Below are 13,896 nucleotides of genomic sequence, written 5' to 3' on the forward strand. Positions count from 1 at the left end.
TAATGGATCGTACGAAACACCAAAAAAAGAAAATAGTAATTATTGGTGGTGGTACGGGATTATCTACTTTACTTCGTGGTTTGAAGAAATTTCCACTTGAAATTACTGCAATTGTCACTGTGGCAGATGATGGAGGAAGTTCTGGGCGCTTACGGGATGACTATGATATTCCACCACCCGGTGATGTTCGAAATGTATTAGCTGCACTTTCAGATGTAGAACCACTAGTAGAGGAAATGTTTCAGTATCGTTTTTCCGACTCAACTGAATTAGAAGGTCATTCTTTAGGCAACTTAATGCTTGCAGCCTTGACTTCCATTACAGGAGACTTTGCCAATGCGATTCGAGAAATGAGCCATGTATTAAAAGTACACGGGAAGGTACTCCCAGCTGCTAATCAAATAGTTACGCTTCATGCAGAATTTGAAGACAAAACCATCATTAGTGGAGAATCTAAAATCCCACAATATGGACATAAGATAGAAAGAGTTTTTATTACTCCTTCTGAGGTAAAGCCGTTACCGGAAACAATTAAAACTATATTAGATGCGGATATTATTGCTATTGGACCTGGTAGTTTATATACAAGTATCCTTCCTAATTTATTAGTAAAGGATATAAAGAACGCAATTAATCAATCAAAAGCAAAGAAAGTATACATTTGCAATCTGATGACGCAGGCAGGAGAAACGAGCAATTATTCGGCTTCTGATCACGTTCAAGCACTTATTGATCATGTAGGAGAAAACTTTTTAGATACCGTATTAATTAGCAATGAAAATATTCCAGAAAATGTACAATTCTTATACAAACAAGAAAAAGCTTCTCCTGTAAGAATAGATGTAGAAAAATTAGAAACATTAGACATAGACATCGTTAAAAAAGATATTTCAGTTGTGTATGATGGAGCAGTTCGTCATGATGCGACGGAAGTAGCCAAATGGCTAGTAGAATATGCTGGTTAAATTTAATCACCGCAAATAGTCTCTAGCAAGAAAGGGGGAAACGGTTATGTCGTTTGCTTCTGAAACAAAAAAAGAAATGACCCAGGAAGAGTCGAAACCTTGTTGTTCGAAAGCTGAACTTTCTGCGCTTATTCGAATGAACGGTTCTCTATCATTTAGCAATAAAATGCTGAGTTTAGATGTCCAAACTGAAAACGCAGCAATTGCTAGAAGGCTATATACATTGATAAAATCATTATATCCCTATAGAGTAGAATTACTTGTTCGTAAAAAAATGAGATTGAAAAAGAACAATGTATATATCTGTCGCGTCCGTGAAGGGACCAAGAACTTACTAGAAGATTTAAAAATATTGAAAGAGAATTTTCAATTTGAGTATTCTATTTCAAAGGAACTTGTAAAGAAGAATTGCTGTAAGCGCGCTTATCTTAGAGGAGCATTCTTGGCGGGTGGTTCTGTTAATAATCCAGAAACATCTTCTTATCATTTGGAGATTTATTCTTTATATAAAACTCATAGTGATGCATTAGTGGAACTAATGAATGAATTCGAGCTGAATGCAAAAACAATCGAAAGAAAAAAAGGCTATGTAGCTTATTTAAAGGAAGCAGAAAAGATTTCTGATTTTTTAAGCATTGCTGGAGCACATAATGCACTATTAAAATTCGAGGATGTACGAATCATTCGAGATATGCGGAACAGTGTAAATCGTCTGGTTAACTGCGAAACAGCTAACTTAAATAAAACAATCAGTGCGGCAATTAGACAAGTAGAAAATATCCGATTTATTGAAAATACGATTGGTTTAGACCAACTTCCTGAAAAATTAAGAGAGATTGCAAGGTTGCGTGTTGAATACCAAGATGTTACATTGAAAGAATTAGGTGAAATGGTTTCCACTGGAAATGTAAGCAAATCAGGGATAAATCATCGTTTACGAAAAATAGATGAAATTGCGGACGCACTTCGCAGGGGCGAGACAATTTAGTGAAATGGAGAGTAGAAAAATGACAGAAAAACAGGTCGAAGTGAAATTACCAGCCGGACTACAAGCGAGACAGGCAGCTTTATTTGTCCAAGAGGCTAATCGTTATATTGCAGATGTTTATCTAGAAAAAGATACGAAAAAGGTAAATGCGAAAAGTATAATGGGAATAATGAGCTTGGCTATTAGCAAAGGAATCACTGTAACTTTAAGTGCAGATGGTTCTGATGAGGAAGAAGCAGTAGAAGCATTAGCAAAATTTATTTCCCATGAAAATTAATAAAGAGAGCGCCCAACTAGTCAGTAAAGACGAAAAGGCGGTCTTTTTATTTTGGTTTGTAAATTAACATTGAGGAGATGCAGAAAGTAAAGGGGCTTACCTAGTTTGTGTCCGGATAAAATTATTTCTGACCGGATAGATAAAAATGTGTCCGGATAAAATTAGTTTCTGTCCGTATAGAATATTTTCCGTCCACATAAAAAGTTTTCTGTCCATATAGCATCTTTTACTCATTTTATACTTAGGAAATCATAACGGAAATATAGAAAAAGAGTGGAGGGAAGTGACCGAGTCACTTTCCTCCACTCTTTAAACGTTTAACAGATAAAATACAAGTTACAATTTTCTTATTAAGATTTCTTCATTTCACTACGGTCAATAATATGGTCGATTAAGCCATATTCTTTTGCACGTTCAGCTGTCATGAAATTATCACGATCTGTATCTCTTGCAATCACTTCGATTGGTTGACCAGTGCGTTCAGAAATAATGTGGTTTAATTTATCACGTAAATGTAAAATGCGTTTTGCAGCAATTTCGATTTCAGTTGCTTGCCCTTGTGCTCCACCAAGTGGTTGGTGAATCATTACTTCAGCGTTAGGAAGCGCATAGCGTTTTCCTTTTGCTCCAGCTGTTAGTAAGAATGCTCCCATGGAAGCAGCCATACCGATACAAATTGTTTGTACATCAGGTTTGATGAACTGCATTGTATCGTAGATTGCCATACCAGCTGTGATACTTCCACCTGGACTATTGATGTAAATAGAGATGTCTTTTTCCGGATCTTCTGCTTCTAGGAATAATAATTGAGCAACGATAGAGTTTGAAACGTTGTCATCAATACCACTTCCAAGCATAATAATACGGTCTTTTAATAATCGAGAGTAGATGTCATATGCACGTTCTCCACGATTTGTTTGTTCAATAACTGTAGGAATTAAATTCATCCTGATTGCCTCCTTCAAAGGTGGTTTGATTATTTGATTACTGAGAAGAGTTCCCTCAGTTGTAACTTTATCATACACATTAAGGTCAAGGAAGGTCAAATATTAAGCATTGAAATGATAGCTTGAATTATTTGCATTCCATTTGTATAATAGATAAGTCGCTTGCCCTCGTAGTTTAATGGATATGACACAAGATTCCGGTTCTTGGGATGGGGGTTCGATTCCCTCCGAGGGCGTATTTCACTCTTATTGGATTAAGATTGAAAACTTTCGTTAATGCTCTAATTCGTTGGTATAACAACGTTTTAGAGCGTTTTTTTTAAAACAATTTTATGAACGCCTATTTATAAAAGATTTTTTTTCATATTCACTATCATTACCGAGGGCGTTACAAATCAAACACTCTACACAAGCTTTATATGTGTAGAGTGTTTTTTTTATTCATTTTTCTGTCGTCTGTTAAAGGAAACGGCGTAGGCTTCATGGCGAAAGTGTAGGATTGGATCATTTGGTAGCTCGATGCCTGTTGTCACAATCGTTGGGTCGAATAATAGTTTTTCTTTAGGTTGAAATGGTTTTAATATATTAAGCTGTCCAACGTTTATTTTTGCACGATCATCCGGCCATGGATCTGTAGGGTCATCTGTTGGGTCACTTTCCAAACCTAAGCGAATGATTAAATTAAAAGAAACCTGTCCATTAATTAATCGATATTCGAGGTCTTCACTAAGATAGTCAGGGGAAAATTTTTTTGATGGCTTTGTCTCGGATTTTACAGGTTGCCATTCGTATTTGATCGCTTGTCGTTTGCCATCTCTATTTACAAAATAAAAGGCATGTATAGGGTAATAGTTTAGCAGTGCATAACTCGTAGGTGGTTGTTTCATTTGTTCCTTTAGTGCAAGTATTATGTTTTTTCTTTCGGGATATTTTTTTAGGATATTTGCTATACCGAGTCCTAGATCCACCTTATCTAGACCTGTTTTGTCAGCGGTAAGTGTTTTTAACATGTCTATAAAGGACTCAGGATCTTTCGTTACAAACATGGGAACCGTTGTGCTTACTAAATGGCTTGTCGTACCATCTGGTAAATGAAATAGGACAGACATCCCTTTAACAGGAGAAAGAAAATCTGCTGCTGACGGATTCGGAGGACTGTTAGAGAATCGTACAGTTACAGGAACTTCCTGGTCTTGGAGATGACCTGCAATAGTATATGGTTTTGCATTTCCTGTAGGAGTAAAAATTGCCTCATAATAGTGTCCCTTTGCATGAGCACGACGAGCGCCAGGGAAGGTACCTTGAATTTTTTCTAAAGTATCTATTGCTTCAGTTGGCAATCTGTTGTGATGTTCATTTGATTTATTTATATGAATCACCTCTTTTAATATTTATAAATAGCCATCCTATCCATCATTACCACTGATAAATTATATTAAACAATCTGAAACTTATAATTCTTTTTACCGTATATGATTGTATGTTTTACATTTTAGAGTTAAAGGTACATTAAGACTATACTTAACTAGAGGTGAATGGAAATGAAAAAGTTATTGGGGCCGATAGTGGTCATTGTAGTCATCATTGCAATTTTTGCAGCCATATTAATACCAAGTTACAACGGTTTTGTAAATGGAGAAGAAGATGTTAATAATGCATACGCTCAAATTGAAAATCAATTACAGCGCAGAATGGATTTAATTCCAAACTTAGTGAACACAGTGAAAGGTTTTGCGGCACATGAAGAAGAGGTGCTTGGTAACATTGCAGATGCTCGTTCGAGATTAGCGGGAGCAGGTACACCCGAAGAACAAGCTGCGGCAAACGATGCGTTGTCTGGAGCATTAAGTAGACTATTAGTCGTTGTAGAAAACTATCCAGAGCTGAAAGCTGATGCAAACTTCAAACAATTAATGGATGAGTTAGCTGGAACTGAAAATCGTTTATCCGTAGCTAGACAGGATTATAACGGAGTCGTTTCAGAATATAATAAAAAAGTAAAAAGAATGCCAGGAAGTATTGTAGCTTCTATTTTTGGCTTTGATAAAAAAGAATATTTTAAAGCAGACCCAGCAGCACAAGATGCTCCAGTCGTTGATTTTGAAGGAGATGGAGAGTAATGATAAAAGTTGCGCGTATGCTCATAGTTGCGCTACTTTTATGCATTTCTTTTCCCTTAGTGACAGTAGCTGCATCTGAGATACCAGAACCAATTCCAGGTGAACTATATGTTCAAGATTATGAAGGTTATTTGTCTGAAACAACAAAACAACAGATTGAAGAGTTGGGTTCAAATCTTGACAATGCTACAGGTTCACAGATTGTTGTCATGATTATCAATTCGTTAAATGGTCAAGATGTTAATCAATTTAGTGTTGATGTCATTAGAGAATTTGGTATTGGTGATCAAGAAAAAAACAATGGTGTTTTATTCGTAATTGAGACAGATCCTACTAAGAAAGGAAACAGAGATGTATATATTACAGTAGGGCAAGGTTTAGAAGGTGCATTACCGGACGGGAAGATTGGTCGTATCCTAGATGAATATACGAAGCCATATTTAAATCAAGGTGCTGTAGAGGATGCAGTACTTTCTACGTATCAAGTTCTCTACAATGAGGTTGCAACAGAATATGGCTGGGACGGAGAATTAGTAGAACCGAAGAATCCTGCTACGTCTGATGGAGGTTTTTCATTTACAACTATTATTGCAATCATAGTTGTTATTTATATTATCTTCTCCATTACGAATGGAGGAGGTAGAGGGGGTCCTGGTGGACGTCGTCGTTCTCGATCCATAATGTTCGGACCTGGAAGTTTCGGTGGAGGTTTCGGAGGTGGAAAAAGTTCGGGTGGAGGTTTTGGCGGCTTCGGAGGAGGCAGTTCCGGAGGCGGTGGAGCTGGACGTAAGTGGTGAATCCAGACTGTTGAAAAATGCTCGAGTACTAAGTAATATTATATACAAATTAACGCTCAAATTTTTTGGGCGTTTCTTTCTTCTCAGGAGGCGAATTTTAGTGGAAGTCAATTTTTATACAAGACCAGGATGTCATTTATGTGATGATGCAAGACTTATGTTAAAACTCGTACAAGAAGATATTTCATTTGAAATAAATGAAGTGAATATTGAAGAAGATGATGAATTGCATGAAAAGTTTATGTTAATGATTCCTGTTATAGAATATAACGATAAAATCATTCAATATGGACGAGTGGATTACGCAACATTACTGGAGGCATTGCTCTAATAATGTTCCAGTACTTAGCTAGTCGCAAGGAAGAAGTGAATACTAGCAAGTGTTTTACGATTGGATAAAAAAATAGTACAATTCCATACCTACCAAAATAATGCACTTATATTGCTAAGTTGAATATAATATTGTATGATTACTTTGTTGATTCGCTTTTTTTTTAAGTAACTGGGACATTTTTGGGCTTAGTGGGACAAAAACGTCACAGATGGTTAGGAAGTGAAATATGGATCCTTTGCTCACAGCTCAATTAAAGCTAATTCCTGAAATGAGTGATTTGTTACAAAAGAGATATCAAATACTACAAACGATTCAGCTCTCTAAAGGAATTGGTCGTCGTGTTTTAGGAGAACAACTAGGATTATCAGAAAGAGATACACGAAAAGAACTAGATGCCTTAAGATTACACGGTTTGATTGAAGTTTCACGAGAAGGAGCAGCTATTACTCCATCAGGAACACAAGTATTAGTAGATTTAAAAGATGTTGTTCGGGAGTGGTCAGGTAGATTAACGCTAGAACAAACACTTTTAAAATATTTAAGCATTAAAGAAGTGATTATTGTACCGGGAAATGTAGATACTAATAAAAATGCGGAAATGCTTCTGTCACAAGAAGCAGCAAAATTTTTAGAAAGTATTTTACACGATGACAAAATTATCGCTGTTACAGGTGGTTCAACTATTGCTTCGATTTCCAACTTCGTACATGAGACAACAAGATGGAAAAATTTAATGTTTATCGCTGCAAGAGGCGGTGTAGGAAAAGATGTTTCTTTGCAAGCTAATACGATTGCATCCCTTTTTTCCAATAAAATGCATGGATCCTACCGGACATTATATATGCCGGATAGTTTAAGTGAAGAAGCGTACACTACAATGAAAAAAGAACCTTTTATACAAGAAATGATGGACCTATATGAAAGAACAAATATTATTATTCATGGTATAGGTGATGCAGCTGAAATGGCTCGAAGAAGAAATTCAACCGAAGCCGAAATTGACCGATTAAAAGAAATTGGTTCAGTCAGTGAAGCATTTGGGTATTATTTTAATGACCAAGGCGAAGCTGTCCATCGAATTAGAACTATTGGAATTCAATTAAAACAATTAAAAAATATAGAGCATCTGGTTGCAGTTGCTGGTGGTGCCAAAAAAGCGAAAGCACTTTTATCTTATTTTAAACAAGCACCGAAACAAACCGTTTTAGTGACGGATGAGGGTGCAGCAAATGAAATGATGAAAATAATCTCACAAACAAACTAGGAGGAAAATAAAATGACAGTAAAAATAGCTATTAACGGATTTGGACGAATTGGACGTAAAGTATTTAGAGAAGCGTTAGAACAGAAAGATATTGAAGTAGTTGCAATTAATGATTTAACAGATGCTGCGATGCTTGCACATTTATTAAAATATGATTCTGTTCATGGAATTTTAAATGCGGAAGTTACTTCAGAAGGTGATTACTTAGTAGTTAATGGAAAAAACATTCGTGTTTTCGCAGAAAAAGATCCTTCGGCACTTCCTTGGAAAGAGCAAGAAGTGGATATTGTTATTGAATGTACAGGTATCTTCAATACTACTGAAAAAGCTGGAAAACATATTGAAGCAGGAGCTAAAAAAGTTATTTTATCTGCACCAGCAAAAGACAATATGCCAACATTCGTAATGGGCGTTAACGCAGATAAATATAATCCAGAAACAGACCATGTCGTATCAAATGCTTCTTGTACAACAAACTGTTTATCTCCTGTAGCAAAAGTGTTACAAGATCAATTTGGTATTAAACGTGGGATGATGACAACTATTCACTCATATACAAACGATCAACGTATTTTAGACTTGCCACATAGCGATTATCGTCGTGCTCGTGCAGCTGCAGAATCTATGATTCCTACAACTACTGGGGCAGCATCAGCTGTTGCGAAAGTACTTCCAGAGCTAAAAGGAAAATTAGATGGTATGGCTGTTCGTGTGCCAACACCAAATGTTTCTTTAGTAGACTTTGTAGCAGAATTAGAAAAAGATGTAACAGTAGAACAAATTAATACTGCATTAAAAGAAGCTTCAGAAAATGAGTTAAAAGGAATTCTTGCTTACAATGAGCTACCTCTTGTTTCTATCGACTATAATGGAAATACTTCTTCTTCTACAGTTGATGGACTTTCAACTATGGTACTTGGAGACAATCTTATTAAAGTAATCTCTTGGTATGACAATGAATCAGGATATTCAGCACGTTGTATCGACCTTGCACTTTTAATGATGAAAAAAGGTCTATAATCAGCCAATTGTAATCAGTTTCTGAATAGCGTTTACGTTTAATAACCTCTATAATGGAAGAGGGTAAAAGGAGCAAGGGTTACCCTTCGCTCCTTATTTTTTTATAAAAGAATAGACAGTAATACTTTGTACTGTCCATACTTCAGGCGCCAGCCGCTCAAGGTCACATGGTGCCATACATATTTTTCATTATATAAGGGGGCTTTCTCATGAATCAAAAACAAACTATGAAAGACGTTTCATTACAAGGTAAACGTGTTTTTTGTCGGGTAGACTTTAATGTGCCGATGGAAGATGAATTAATTACAGATGATACAAGAATTCGTGCTGCATTACCTACGATTAATTATTTAATCGATCAAGGTGCAAAAGTGATTCTAGCTAGTCATATGGGACGTCCAAAAGGTGAAGTAAAAGAAGAACTTCGTTTGACAAAAGTGGGAGAGCATTTATCAAAAGTATTAAATAAACAAGTAAAAAAATTAGATGAATCAATCGGTTCCTCAGTAGAACAAGCTGTTTCCGAAATGAACAACGGAGATGTTATTTTACTTGAAAATGTACGTTTCCATGCAGGGGAAGAAAAAAATGATGCAAAACTAGCTGAAGCATTTGCTTCTTTAGCTGATGTGTATGTAAATGATGCATTTGGTGCAGCTCACCGTGCACATGCTACAACAGAAGGTATTGCGAAGCTTTTACCAGCCGTTTCTGGTTTATTAATGGAGAAAGAACTAGATGTTTTAGGAAAAGCACTATCTAATCCAGAAAGACCGTTTACAGCGATCATTGGTGGAGCAAAAGTAAAAGATAAAATTGGTGTCATCGACCATTTATTAGACAAAGTAGACAATATATTAATCGGTGGAGGATTATCATACACTTTTTCAAAAGCACAAGGGCATGATATCGGGAAATCTCTTTTAGAGGAAGATAAAATTGAGCTAGCACAGTCTTTTATTGAGAAAGCGAAGGAAAAGGGTGTTGCTTTCTATTTACCAATTGACACAGTTGTAGCAGACGAGTTTTCAAAGGATGCGAGCACTAAAGTGGTAGATATTGATCAAATCCCTTCTGATTGGATGGGTCTTGATATTGGACCAAAAACTGCTGCACTGTATGCGGATGTGATTAAGGATAGCAAGCTGATCATTTGGAACGGCCCAATGGGTGTGTTTGAGATGGATGCTTTTGCAGAAGGAACTAAGGGCGTAGCAAATGCTATGGCTGAAACTGCTGGTTACACAATAATCGGTGGTGGAGATTCTGCAGCGGCTGTAGAGAAATTCAAAGTTGCGGATAAAATGGATCATATTTCAACTGGTGGAGGAGCTTCTTTAGAATTTATGGAAGGCAAGGATTTACCAGGAGTATCTGCTTTAAACGATAAGTAATGGAGGAGAAGTCATATGCGTAAACCCGTAATTGCAGGAAATTGGAAAATGTATAAAACTCTAACTGAGGCAAAAGATTTCGTTGAACAGTTAAAGGGAAAACAAGTAGATAGTAGCAAAGTGGAAACAATTATTTGCGCTCCAGCATTATTTTTAGAACAACTTGTCCATGCTGCGAAGGATTCCTTTATTTCCATTGGGGCACAAAATATGCACGAGGAAAAAGAAGGAGCTTTTACAGGGGAAGTTAGTGGTCCACAGCTAAAAGATTTAGGCGTAAGCTATGTGGTAATTGGACATTCTGAAAGACGTCAATATTTTAATGAAACAGATGACTCTGTAAATAAAAAAGTAAAAGCAGCATTTGAAAACAATTTAACTCCTATTATTTGTGTAGGGGAAACATTAGAACAACGAGAACAAAATGAAACGGAAACGATTGTTTCTAACCAAGTAATGGCAGCAATTGAAGGATTAACAGAAGAGCAACTAATCCAGTCAATTATTGCTTATGAACCAATTTGGGCGATTGGGACAGGTAAAACTGCTACTGCTGATGATGCAAATGACGTATGCCAAGCAATTCGTGAGACAGTGCTTGATAGTTTTGGTGAAGAAGTTGCAAGCAGCTTGCGTATTCAATACGGTGGAAGTGTGAAGCCAGAAAATATCGAAGAATTGCTATCTAAAGAACATATCGACGGAGCATTAGTTGGCGGAGCGAGCTTACAAGTAGACTCATTCGTTAAACTATTGGAGGCTGGAGAAAATGTCTAAAAGTCCAGTAGCTTTAATTATTCTAGATGGATTTGGATTGCGTCATGAATCGTATGGAAACGCAGTAGCTCAAGCAAATAAACCAAACTATGACCGTTATTGGGCTGATTATCCAAATGCTACTTTAACTGCATCAGGTGAAGCAGTTGGCTTGCCTGATGGACAAATGGGAAACTCAGAAGTAGGGCATTTAAATATAGGTGCAGGTAGAATTGTCTATCAAAATTTGACTAGGATTCATAAATCGATTCGTGATGGAGCGTTCTTTTTAGAACCAAAACTTCTTGGGGCAATCGAACATGTAAAGCAAACTGGCGGGAAGCTACACTTAATGGGCTTACTTTCCGATGGTGGTGTTCATAGTCATTATTCTCATCTATTTGCTTTATTAAAATTAGCTAAATCTCAAGGGTTACAAGACGTATTTGTTCATGGGTTCTTAGATGGACGAGATGTTGGTCCTCGTACAGCAATTGGTTATGTAGAGGAAACGGAAAAACAGATGAAAGAAATCGGTGTTGGTAAGTTTGCTTCTATTAGTGGCCGATATTATGCTATGGATAGAGATCGTCGCTGGGAAAGAGTGGACTTGGCTTATAGAGCACTTGTCGATGGAGTAGGAAGAACTGCCGAATCTGCAACTCAAGGAATATTAAAATCCTATGAAGAAGATATAGTAGATGAATTTGTTGTTCCTTTTGTTATTGAAGAGGATGCTAAGCCTGCTACTACGATCGATACAGGAGATGCTGTCATATTCTTTAATTTCCGCCCGGATAGAGCAATTCAACTTTCTATGGCGTTGAATACGCCTACATTTGATAGTCTTCAAATAAGTGAAAAACACCCGAACAATTTAAAGTTTGTGACATTCACACATTATAGCGATGATGTTGTTTCAGATGTAGTGTTTGCAAAAGAAAACTTATTTAATACTGTTGGAGAGGTACTTTCCAACCACGATAAAAAACAGCTGCGCATTGCAGAGACAGAAAAGTATCCTCATGTTACATTCTTTATGAGTGGTGGACGCGAAGATACGTTCCCGGGAGAAAAAAGAATTTTAATAAATTCTCCAAAGGTTGCTACATATGATTTAAAACCAGAAATGAGTGCGTATGAAGTTACAGATGCGCTACTAGCTGAAATTGCAGCTGATAACTTTGATGCAATCATATTAAATTTTGCTAATCCAGATATGGTTGGACATAGTGGTATGTTAGAACCTACCATCAAAGCGATTGAAGTAGTAGACACATGTCTTGGTAAAGTAGTGGATGCCATTATAGCAAAAGGTGGCAAAGCAATCATTACTGCAGACCATGGAAATTCGGATGAAGTAACAACACTAGAAGGTCAGCCAATGACTGCACATACAACAAATCCTGTGCCTGTCATTGTGACGAAAAAAGATATTACGCTTAGAAGTGACGGAATTTTAGCCGATTTGGCACCAACCATGTTACACTTGTTAGGGATAGAAGCACCGCCTGAAATGACAGGTAAAACACTAATCGAAACGGAGAGTTAAAAATGCCAATTATTACACAAATTCAAGCTCGTGAAATTTTAGATTCACGTGGTAACCCAACGGTAGAAGTAGAAGTATTTACAGAAAGCGGTGCATATGGTCGTGCTATCGTTCCATCTGGTGCATCTACTGGTGAATATGAAGCAGTAGAACTTCGTGATGGTGATAAAGCAAGATACCTAGGTAAAGGTGTTTTAAAAGCAGTAGATAACGTTAATAACATTATCGCAGCTGAATTGGAAGAAAACTTCACAGTTTTAGACCAAGTATCCATTGACCAAGCAATGATCGAATTAGATGGTACTGAAAACAAAGGAAATCTTGGAGCAAATGCAATTCTAGGAGTTTCAATTGCAGTAGCCCATGCTGCAGCAGATTATTTAGATATTCCTCTTTATCAATACCTAGGAGGATTTAATGCGAAGCAGCTTCCAGTTCCGATGATGAATATTTTAAATGGTGGAGAACACGCTGATAACAACGTAGACATTCAAGAATTTATGGTAATGCCAGTTGGAGCAGAGACATTCCGTCATGCACTTCGTATGGGAACTGAAATTTTCCATAGCTTGAAAGCAGTGTTAAAAGAAGCAGGTTTAAACACAGCTGTTGGAGATGAAGGTGGATTTGCACCAAACTTAAAATCAAATGAAGAAGCTCTTTCTACTATTATGACTGCTATTGAAAAAGCTGGTTACAAACCAGGGGAAGAAGTACTTCTAGCAATGGACGTAGCATCTTCGGAGTTATTCAACAAAGAAGATGGCAAGTACCATTTATCTGGTGAAGGTGTTGTAAAAACTTCAGAAGAAATGGTAGCTTGGTATGAAGAGCTTTGTGAAAAATACCCAATTATCTCTATTGAAGATGGTCTAGATGAAAACGACTGGGCTGGACATAAATTGCTAACAGACCGTTTAGGTAAAAAAGTTCAATTAGTTGGAGACGATTTATTCGTAACAAATACGAAAAAATTGGCTCAAGGAATTGAGCAAGGAGTGGGTAACTCCATTCTTGTAAAAGTGAACCAAATCGGTACGCTTACTGAAACATTTGAAGCAATTGAAATGGCAAAACGTGCTGGATACACAGCAGTAATCTCTCATCGTTCTGGTGAATCAGAAGATGTTACAATTGCGGACATCGCAGTTGCAACAAACGCTGGTCAAATTAAAACAGGCGCACCTTCTCGTTCAGATCGTGTAGCAAAATACAACCAATTACTACGTATTGAGGATTCATTATATGAAACAGCTCAATACTTAGGTAAAAAAACTTTTTATAACTTAAAATAATGAGTTTTTTCAACTGAAATTATTTTGGTCTTCTGTAAAGAAAGTAGACAAATTAATTCACGACGTTTTTTCTTTTGCTACCGCGCTACCGCTTGCTGGGATGGTGAAAACAGGATAGGTCAAAACCATACCTATCCTATTTCCACCATCTCTAATTTTCTCACCCGGCAACTGATAGTCGACGTTT

The 13,896-nt window shown here is 36.9% G+C and carries 14 protein-coding genes and 1 tRNA gene; 13 read left to right on the forward strand and 2 right to left on the reverse strand.

Going from position 1 to position 13,896, the window contains the following annotated elements; all coding sequences use genetic code 11:
• Positions 1–2: 2 nt before the first annotated feature.
• Genes WAX74_RS12545 through WAX74_RS12555 form a run of 3 tightly spaced genes read left to right on the forward strand, consistent with a single transcriptional unit; the run spans position 3 to position 2,230 of the window.
• Entirely contained in the window at positions 3–965 is a 963-nt protein-coding gene (locus WAX74_RS12545; RefSeq protein ID WP_336498011.1) for a gluconeogenesis factor YvcK family protein, read from the forward strand.
• Between the two features lie 46 nt (positions 966–1,011).
• Complete coding sequence (whiA, locus tag WAX74_RS12550) at positions 1,012–1,953, forward strand: DNA-binding protein WhiA (RefSeq protein ID WP_336498012.1); 942 nt, start codon at positions 1,012–1,014, stop codon at positions 1,951–1,953.
• 19 nt (positions 1,954–1,972) lie between these two features.
• Positions 1,973–2,230, forward strand: a complete 258-nt coding sequence (locus tag WAX74_RS12555) for an HPr family phosphocarrier protein (protein WP_336498013.1) — start codon at positions 1,973–1,975, stop codon at positions 2,228–2,230.
• A gap of 350 nt (positions 2,231–2,580) precedes the next feature.
• On the opposite strand, the gene clpP is transcribed toward WAX74_RS12555, so the two are convergent.
• On the reverse strand, positions 2,581–3,177 hold the full coding sequence (gene clpP, locus WAX74_RS12560) for an ATP-dependent Clp endopeptidase proteolytic subunit ClpP (protein WP_336498014.1): 597 nt from the start codon (positions 3,175–3,177) through the stop codon (positions 2,581–2,583).
• 164 nt (positions 3,178–3,341) lie between these two features.
• On the opposite strand from clpP, the gene WAX74_RS12565 reads away from it, so the two are divergent.
• Positions 3,342–3,413: transfer RNA gene (locus WAX74_RS12565), tRNA-Arg, on the forward strand.
• Positions 3,414–3,614: 201 nt separating this feature from the next.
• Here the strand turns inward: WAX74_RS12565 and WAX74_RS12570 are convergent.
• Positions 3,615–4,556 carry a catalase gene (locus WAX74_RS12570; RefSeq protein WP_336498015.1) on the reverse strand — a complete coding sequence of 314 codons (942 nt, stop codon included), beginning with the start codon at positions 4,554–4,556 and terminating at the stop codon, positions 3,615–3,617.
• A 162-nt stretch (positions 4,557–4,718) separates the two neighbouring features.
• On the opposite strand from WAX74_RS12570, the gene WAX74_RS12575 reads away from it, so the two are divergent.
• From WAX74_RS12575 to eno, 9 genes are all read left to right on the forward strand, one after another.
• The gene (locus tag WAX74_RS12575; RefSeq protein ID WP_336498016.1) at positions 4,719–5,297 is read left to right on the forward strand and encodes a LemA family protein; all 579 of its coding nucleotides are present in this window, start codon (positions 4,719–4,721) and stop codon (positions 5,295–5,297) included.
• On the forward strand, positions 5,297–6,094 hold the full coding sequence (locus WAX74_RS12580; RefSeq protein ID WP_336498017.1) for a TPM domain-containing protein: 798 nt from the start codon (positions 5,297–5,299) through the stop codon (positions 6,092–6,094). Before WAX74_RS12575 ends, WAX74_RS12580 begins: the two co-directional genes overlap by 1 nt.
• A 100-nt stretch (positions 6,095–6,194) precedes the next feature.
• Positions 6,195–6,425, forward strand: a complete 231-nt coding sequence (locus WAX74_RS12585) for a glutaredoxin family protein (RefSeq protein ID WP_336498018.1) — start codon at positions 6,195–6,197, stop codon at positions 6,423–6,425.
• Positions 6,426–6,654: 229 nt separating this feature from the next.
• Positions 6,655–7,692, forward strand: a complete 1,038-nt coding sequence (locus tag WAX74_RS12590; RefSeq protein WP_336498019.1) for a sugar-binding transcriptional regulator — start codon at positions 6,655–6,657, stop codon at positions 7,690–7,692.
• A 12-nt stretch (positions 7,693–7,704) separates the two neighbouring features.
• Complete coding sequence (gene gap, locus WAX74_RS12595; protein WP_336498020.1) at positions 7,705–8,712, forward strand: type I glyceraldehyde-3-phosphate dehydrogenase; 1,008 nt, start codon at positions 7,705–7,707, stop codon at positions 8,710–8,712.
• Positions 8,713–8,921: 209 nt separating this feature from the next.
• A complete protein-coding gene (locus WAX74_RS12600; RefSeq protein WP_336498021.1) occupies positions 8,922–10,106 on the forward strand; it encodes a phosphoglycerate kinase in 1,185 nt (394 codons plus the stop codon).
• A gap of 15 nt (positions 10,107–10,121) precedes the next feature.
• Positions 10,122–10,883 (forward strand): triose-phosphate isomerase, encoded by a 762-nt coding sequence (gene tpiA / locus WAX74_RS12605; RefSeq protein WP_336498022.1) that lies wholly within the window; start codon positions 10,122–10,124, stop codon positions 10,881–10,883.
• Positions 10,876–12,414: a 2,3-bisphosphoglycerate-independent phosphoglycerate mutase gene (gpmI, locus tag WAX74_RS12610; protein ID WP_336498023.1), complete on the forward strand. Its 1,539-nt coding sequence runs from the start codon at positions 10,876–10,878 to the stop codon at positions 12,412–12,414. The genes tpiA and gpmI overlap by 8 nt, the downstream gene beginning before the upstream one ends.
• A 2-nt stretch (positions 12,415–12,416) precedes the next feature.
• Positions 12,417–13,709, forward strand: a complete 1,293-nt coding sequence (gene eno / locus WAX74_RS12615) for a phosphopyruvate hydratase (RefSeq protein ID WP_336498024.1) — start codon at positions 12,417–12,419, stop codon at positions 13,707–13,709.
• Positions 13,710–13,896 lie beyond the last annotated feature (187 nt).

Source organism: Psychrobacillus mangrovi, from assembly GCF_037104765.1.
In the GTDB taxonomy this organism is placed as follows: Bacteria; Bacillota; Bacilli; order Bacillales_A; family Planococcaceae; genus Psychrobacillus; species Psychrobacillus mangrovi.

Excerpts from the sequence above, each read along its gene's own strand:
- WAX74_RS12580 (WP_336498017.1), top strand. The coding sequence starts at position 5,297 with ATGATAAAAGTTGCGCGTATGCTCATAGTTGCGCTACTTTTATGCATT.
- clpP (WP_336498014.1), bottom strand. The coding sequence starts at position 3,177 with ATGAATTTAATTCCTACAGTTATTGAACAAACAAATCGTGGAGAACGT.
- WAX74_RS12555 (WP_336498013.1), top strand. The coding sequence starts at position 1,973 with ATGACAGAAAAACAGGTCGAAGTGAAATTACCAGCCGGACTACAAGCG.
- whiA (WP_336498012.1), top strand. The coding sequence starts at position 1,012 with ATGTCGTTTGCTTCTGAAACAAAAAAAGAAATGACCCAGGAAGAGTCG.
- gap (WP_336498020.1), top strand. The coding sequence starts at position 7,705 with ATGACAGTAAAAATAGCTATTAACGGATTTGGACGAATTGGACGTAAA.
- WAX74_RS12575 (WP_336498016.1), top strand. The coding sequence starts at position 4,719 with ATGAAAAAGTTATTGGGGCCGATAGTGGTCATTGTAGTCATCATTGCA.
- WAX74_RS12590 (WP_336498019.1), top strand. The coding sequence starts at position 6,655 with ATGGATCCTTTGCTCACAGCTCAATTAAAGCTAATTCCTGAAATGAGT.
- tpiA (WP_336498022.1), top strand. The coding sequence starts at position 10,122 with ATGCGTAAACCCGTAATTGCAGGAAATTGGAAAATGTATAAAACTCTA.
- WAX74_RS12545 (WP_336498011.1), top strand. The coding sequence starts at position 3 with ATGGATCGTACGAAACACCAAAAAAAGAAAATAGTAATTATTGGTGGT.
- gpmI (WP_336498023.1), top strand. The coding sequence starts at position 10,876 with ATGTCTAAAAGTCCAGTAGCTTTAATTATTCTAGATGGATTTGGATTG.
- eno (WP_336498024.1), top strand. The coding sequence starts at position 12,417 with ATGCCAATTATTACACAAATTCAAGCTCGTGAAATTTTAGATTCACGT.
- WAX74_RS12600 (WP_336498021.1), top strand. The coding sequence starts at position 8,922 with ATGAATCAAAAACAAACTATGAAAGACGTTTCATTACAAGGTAAACGT.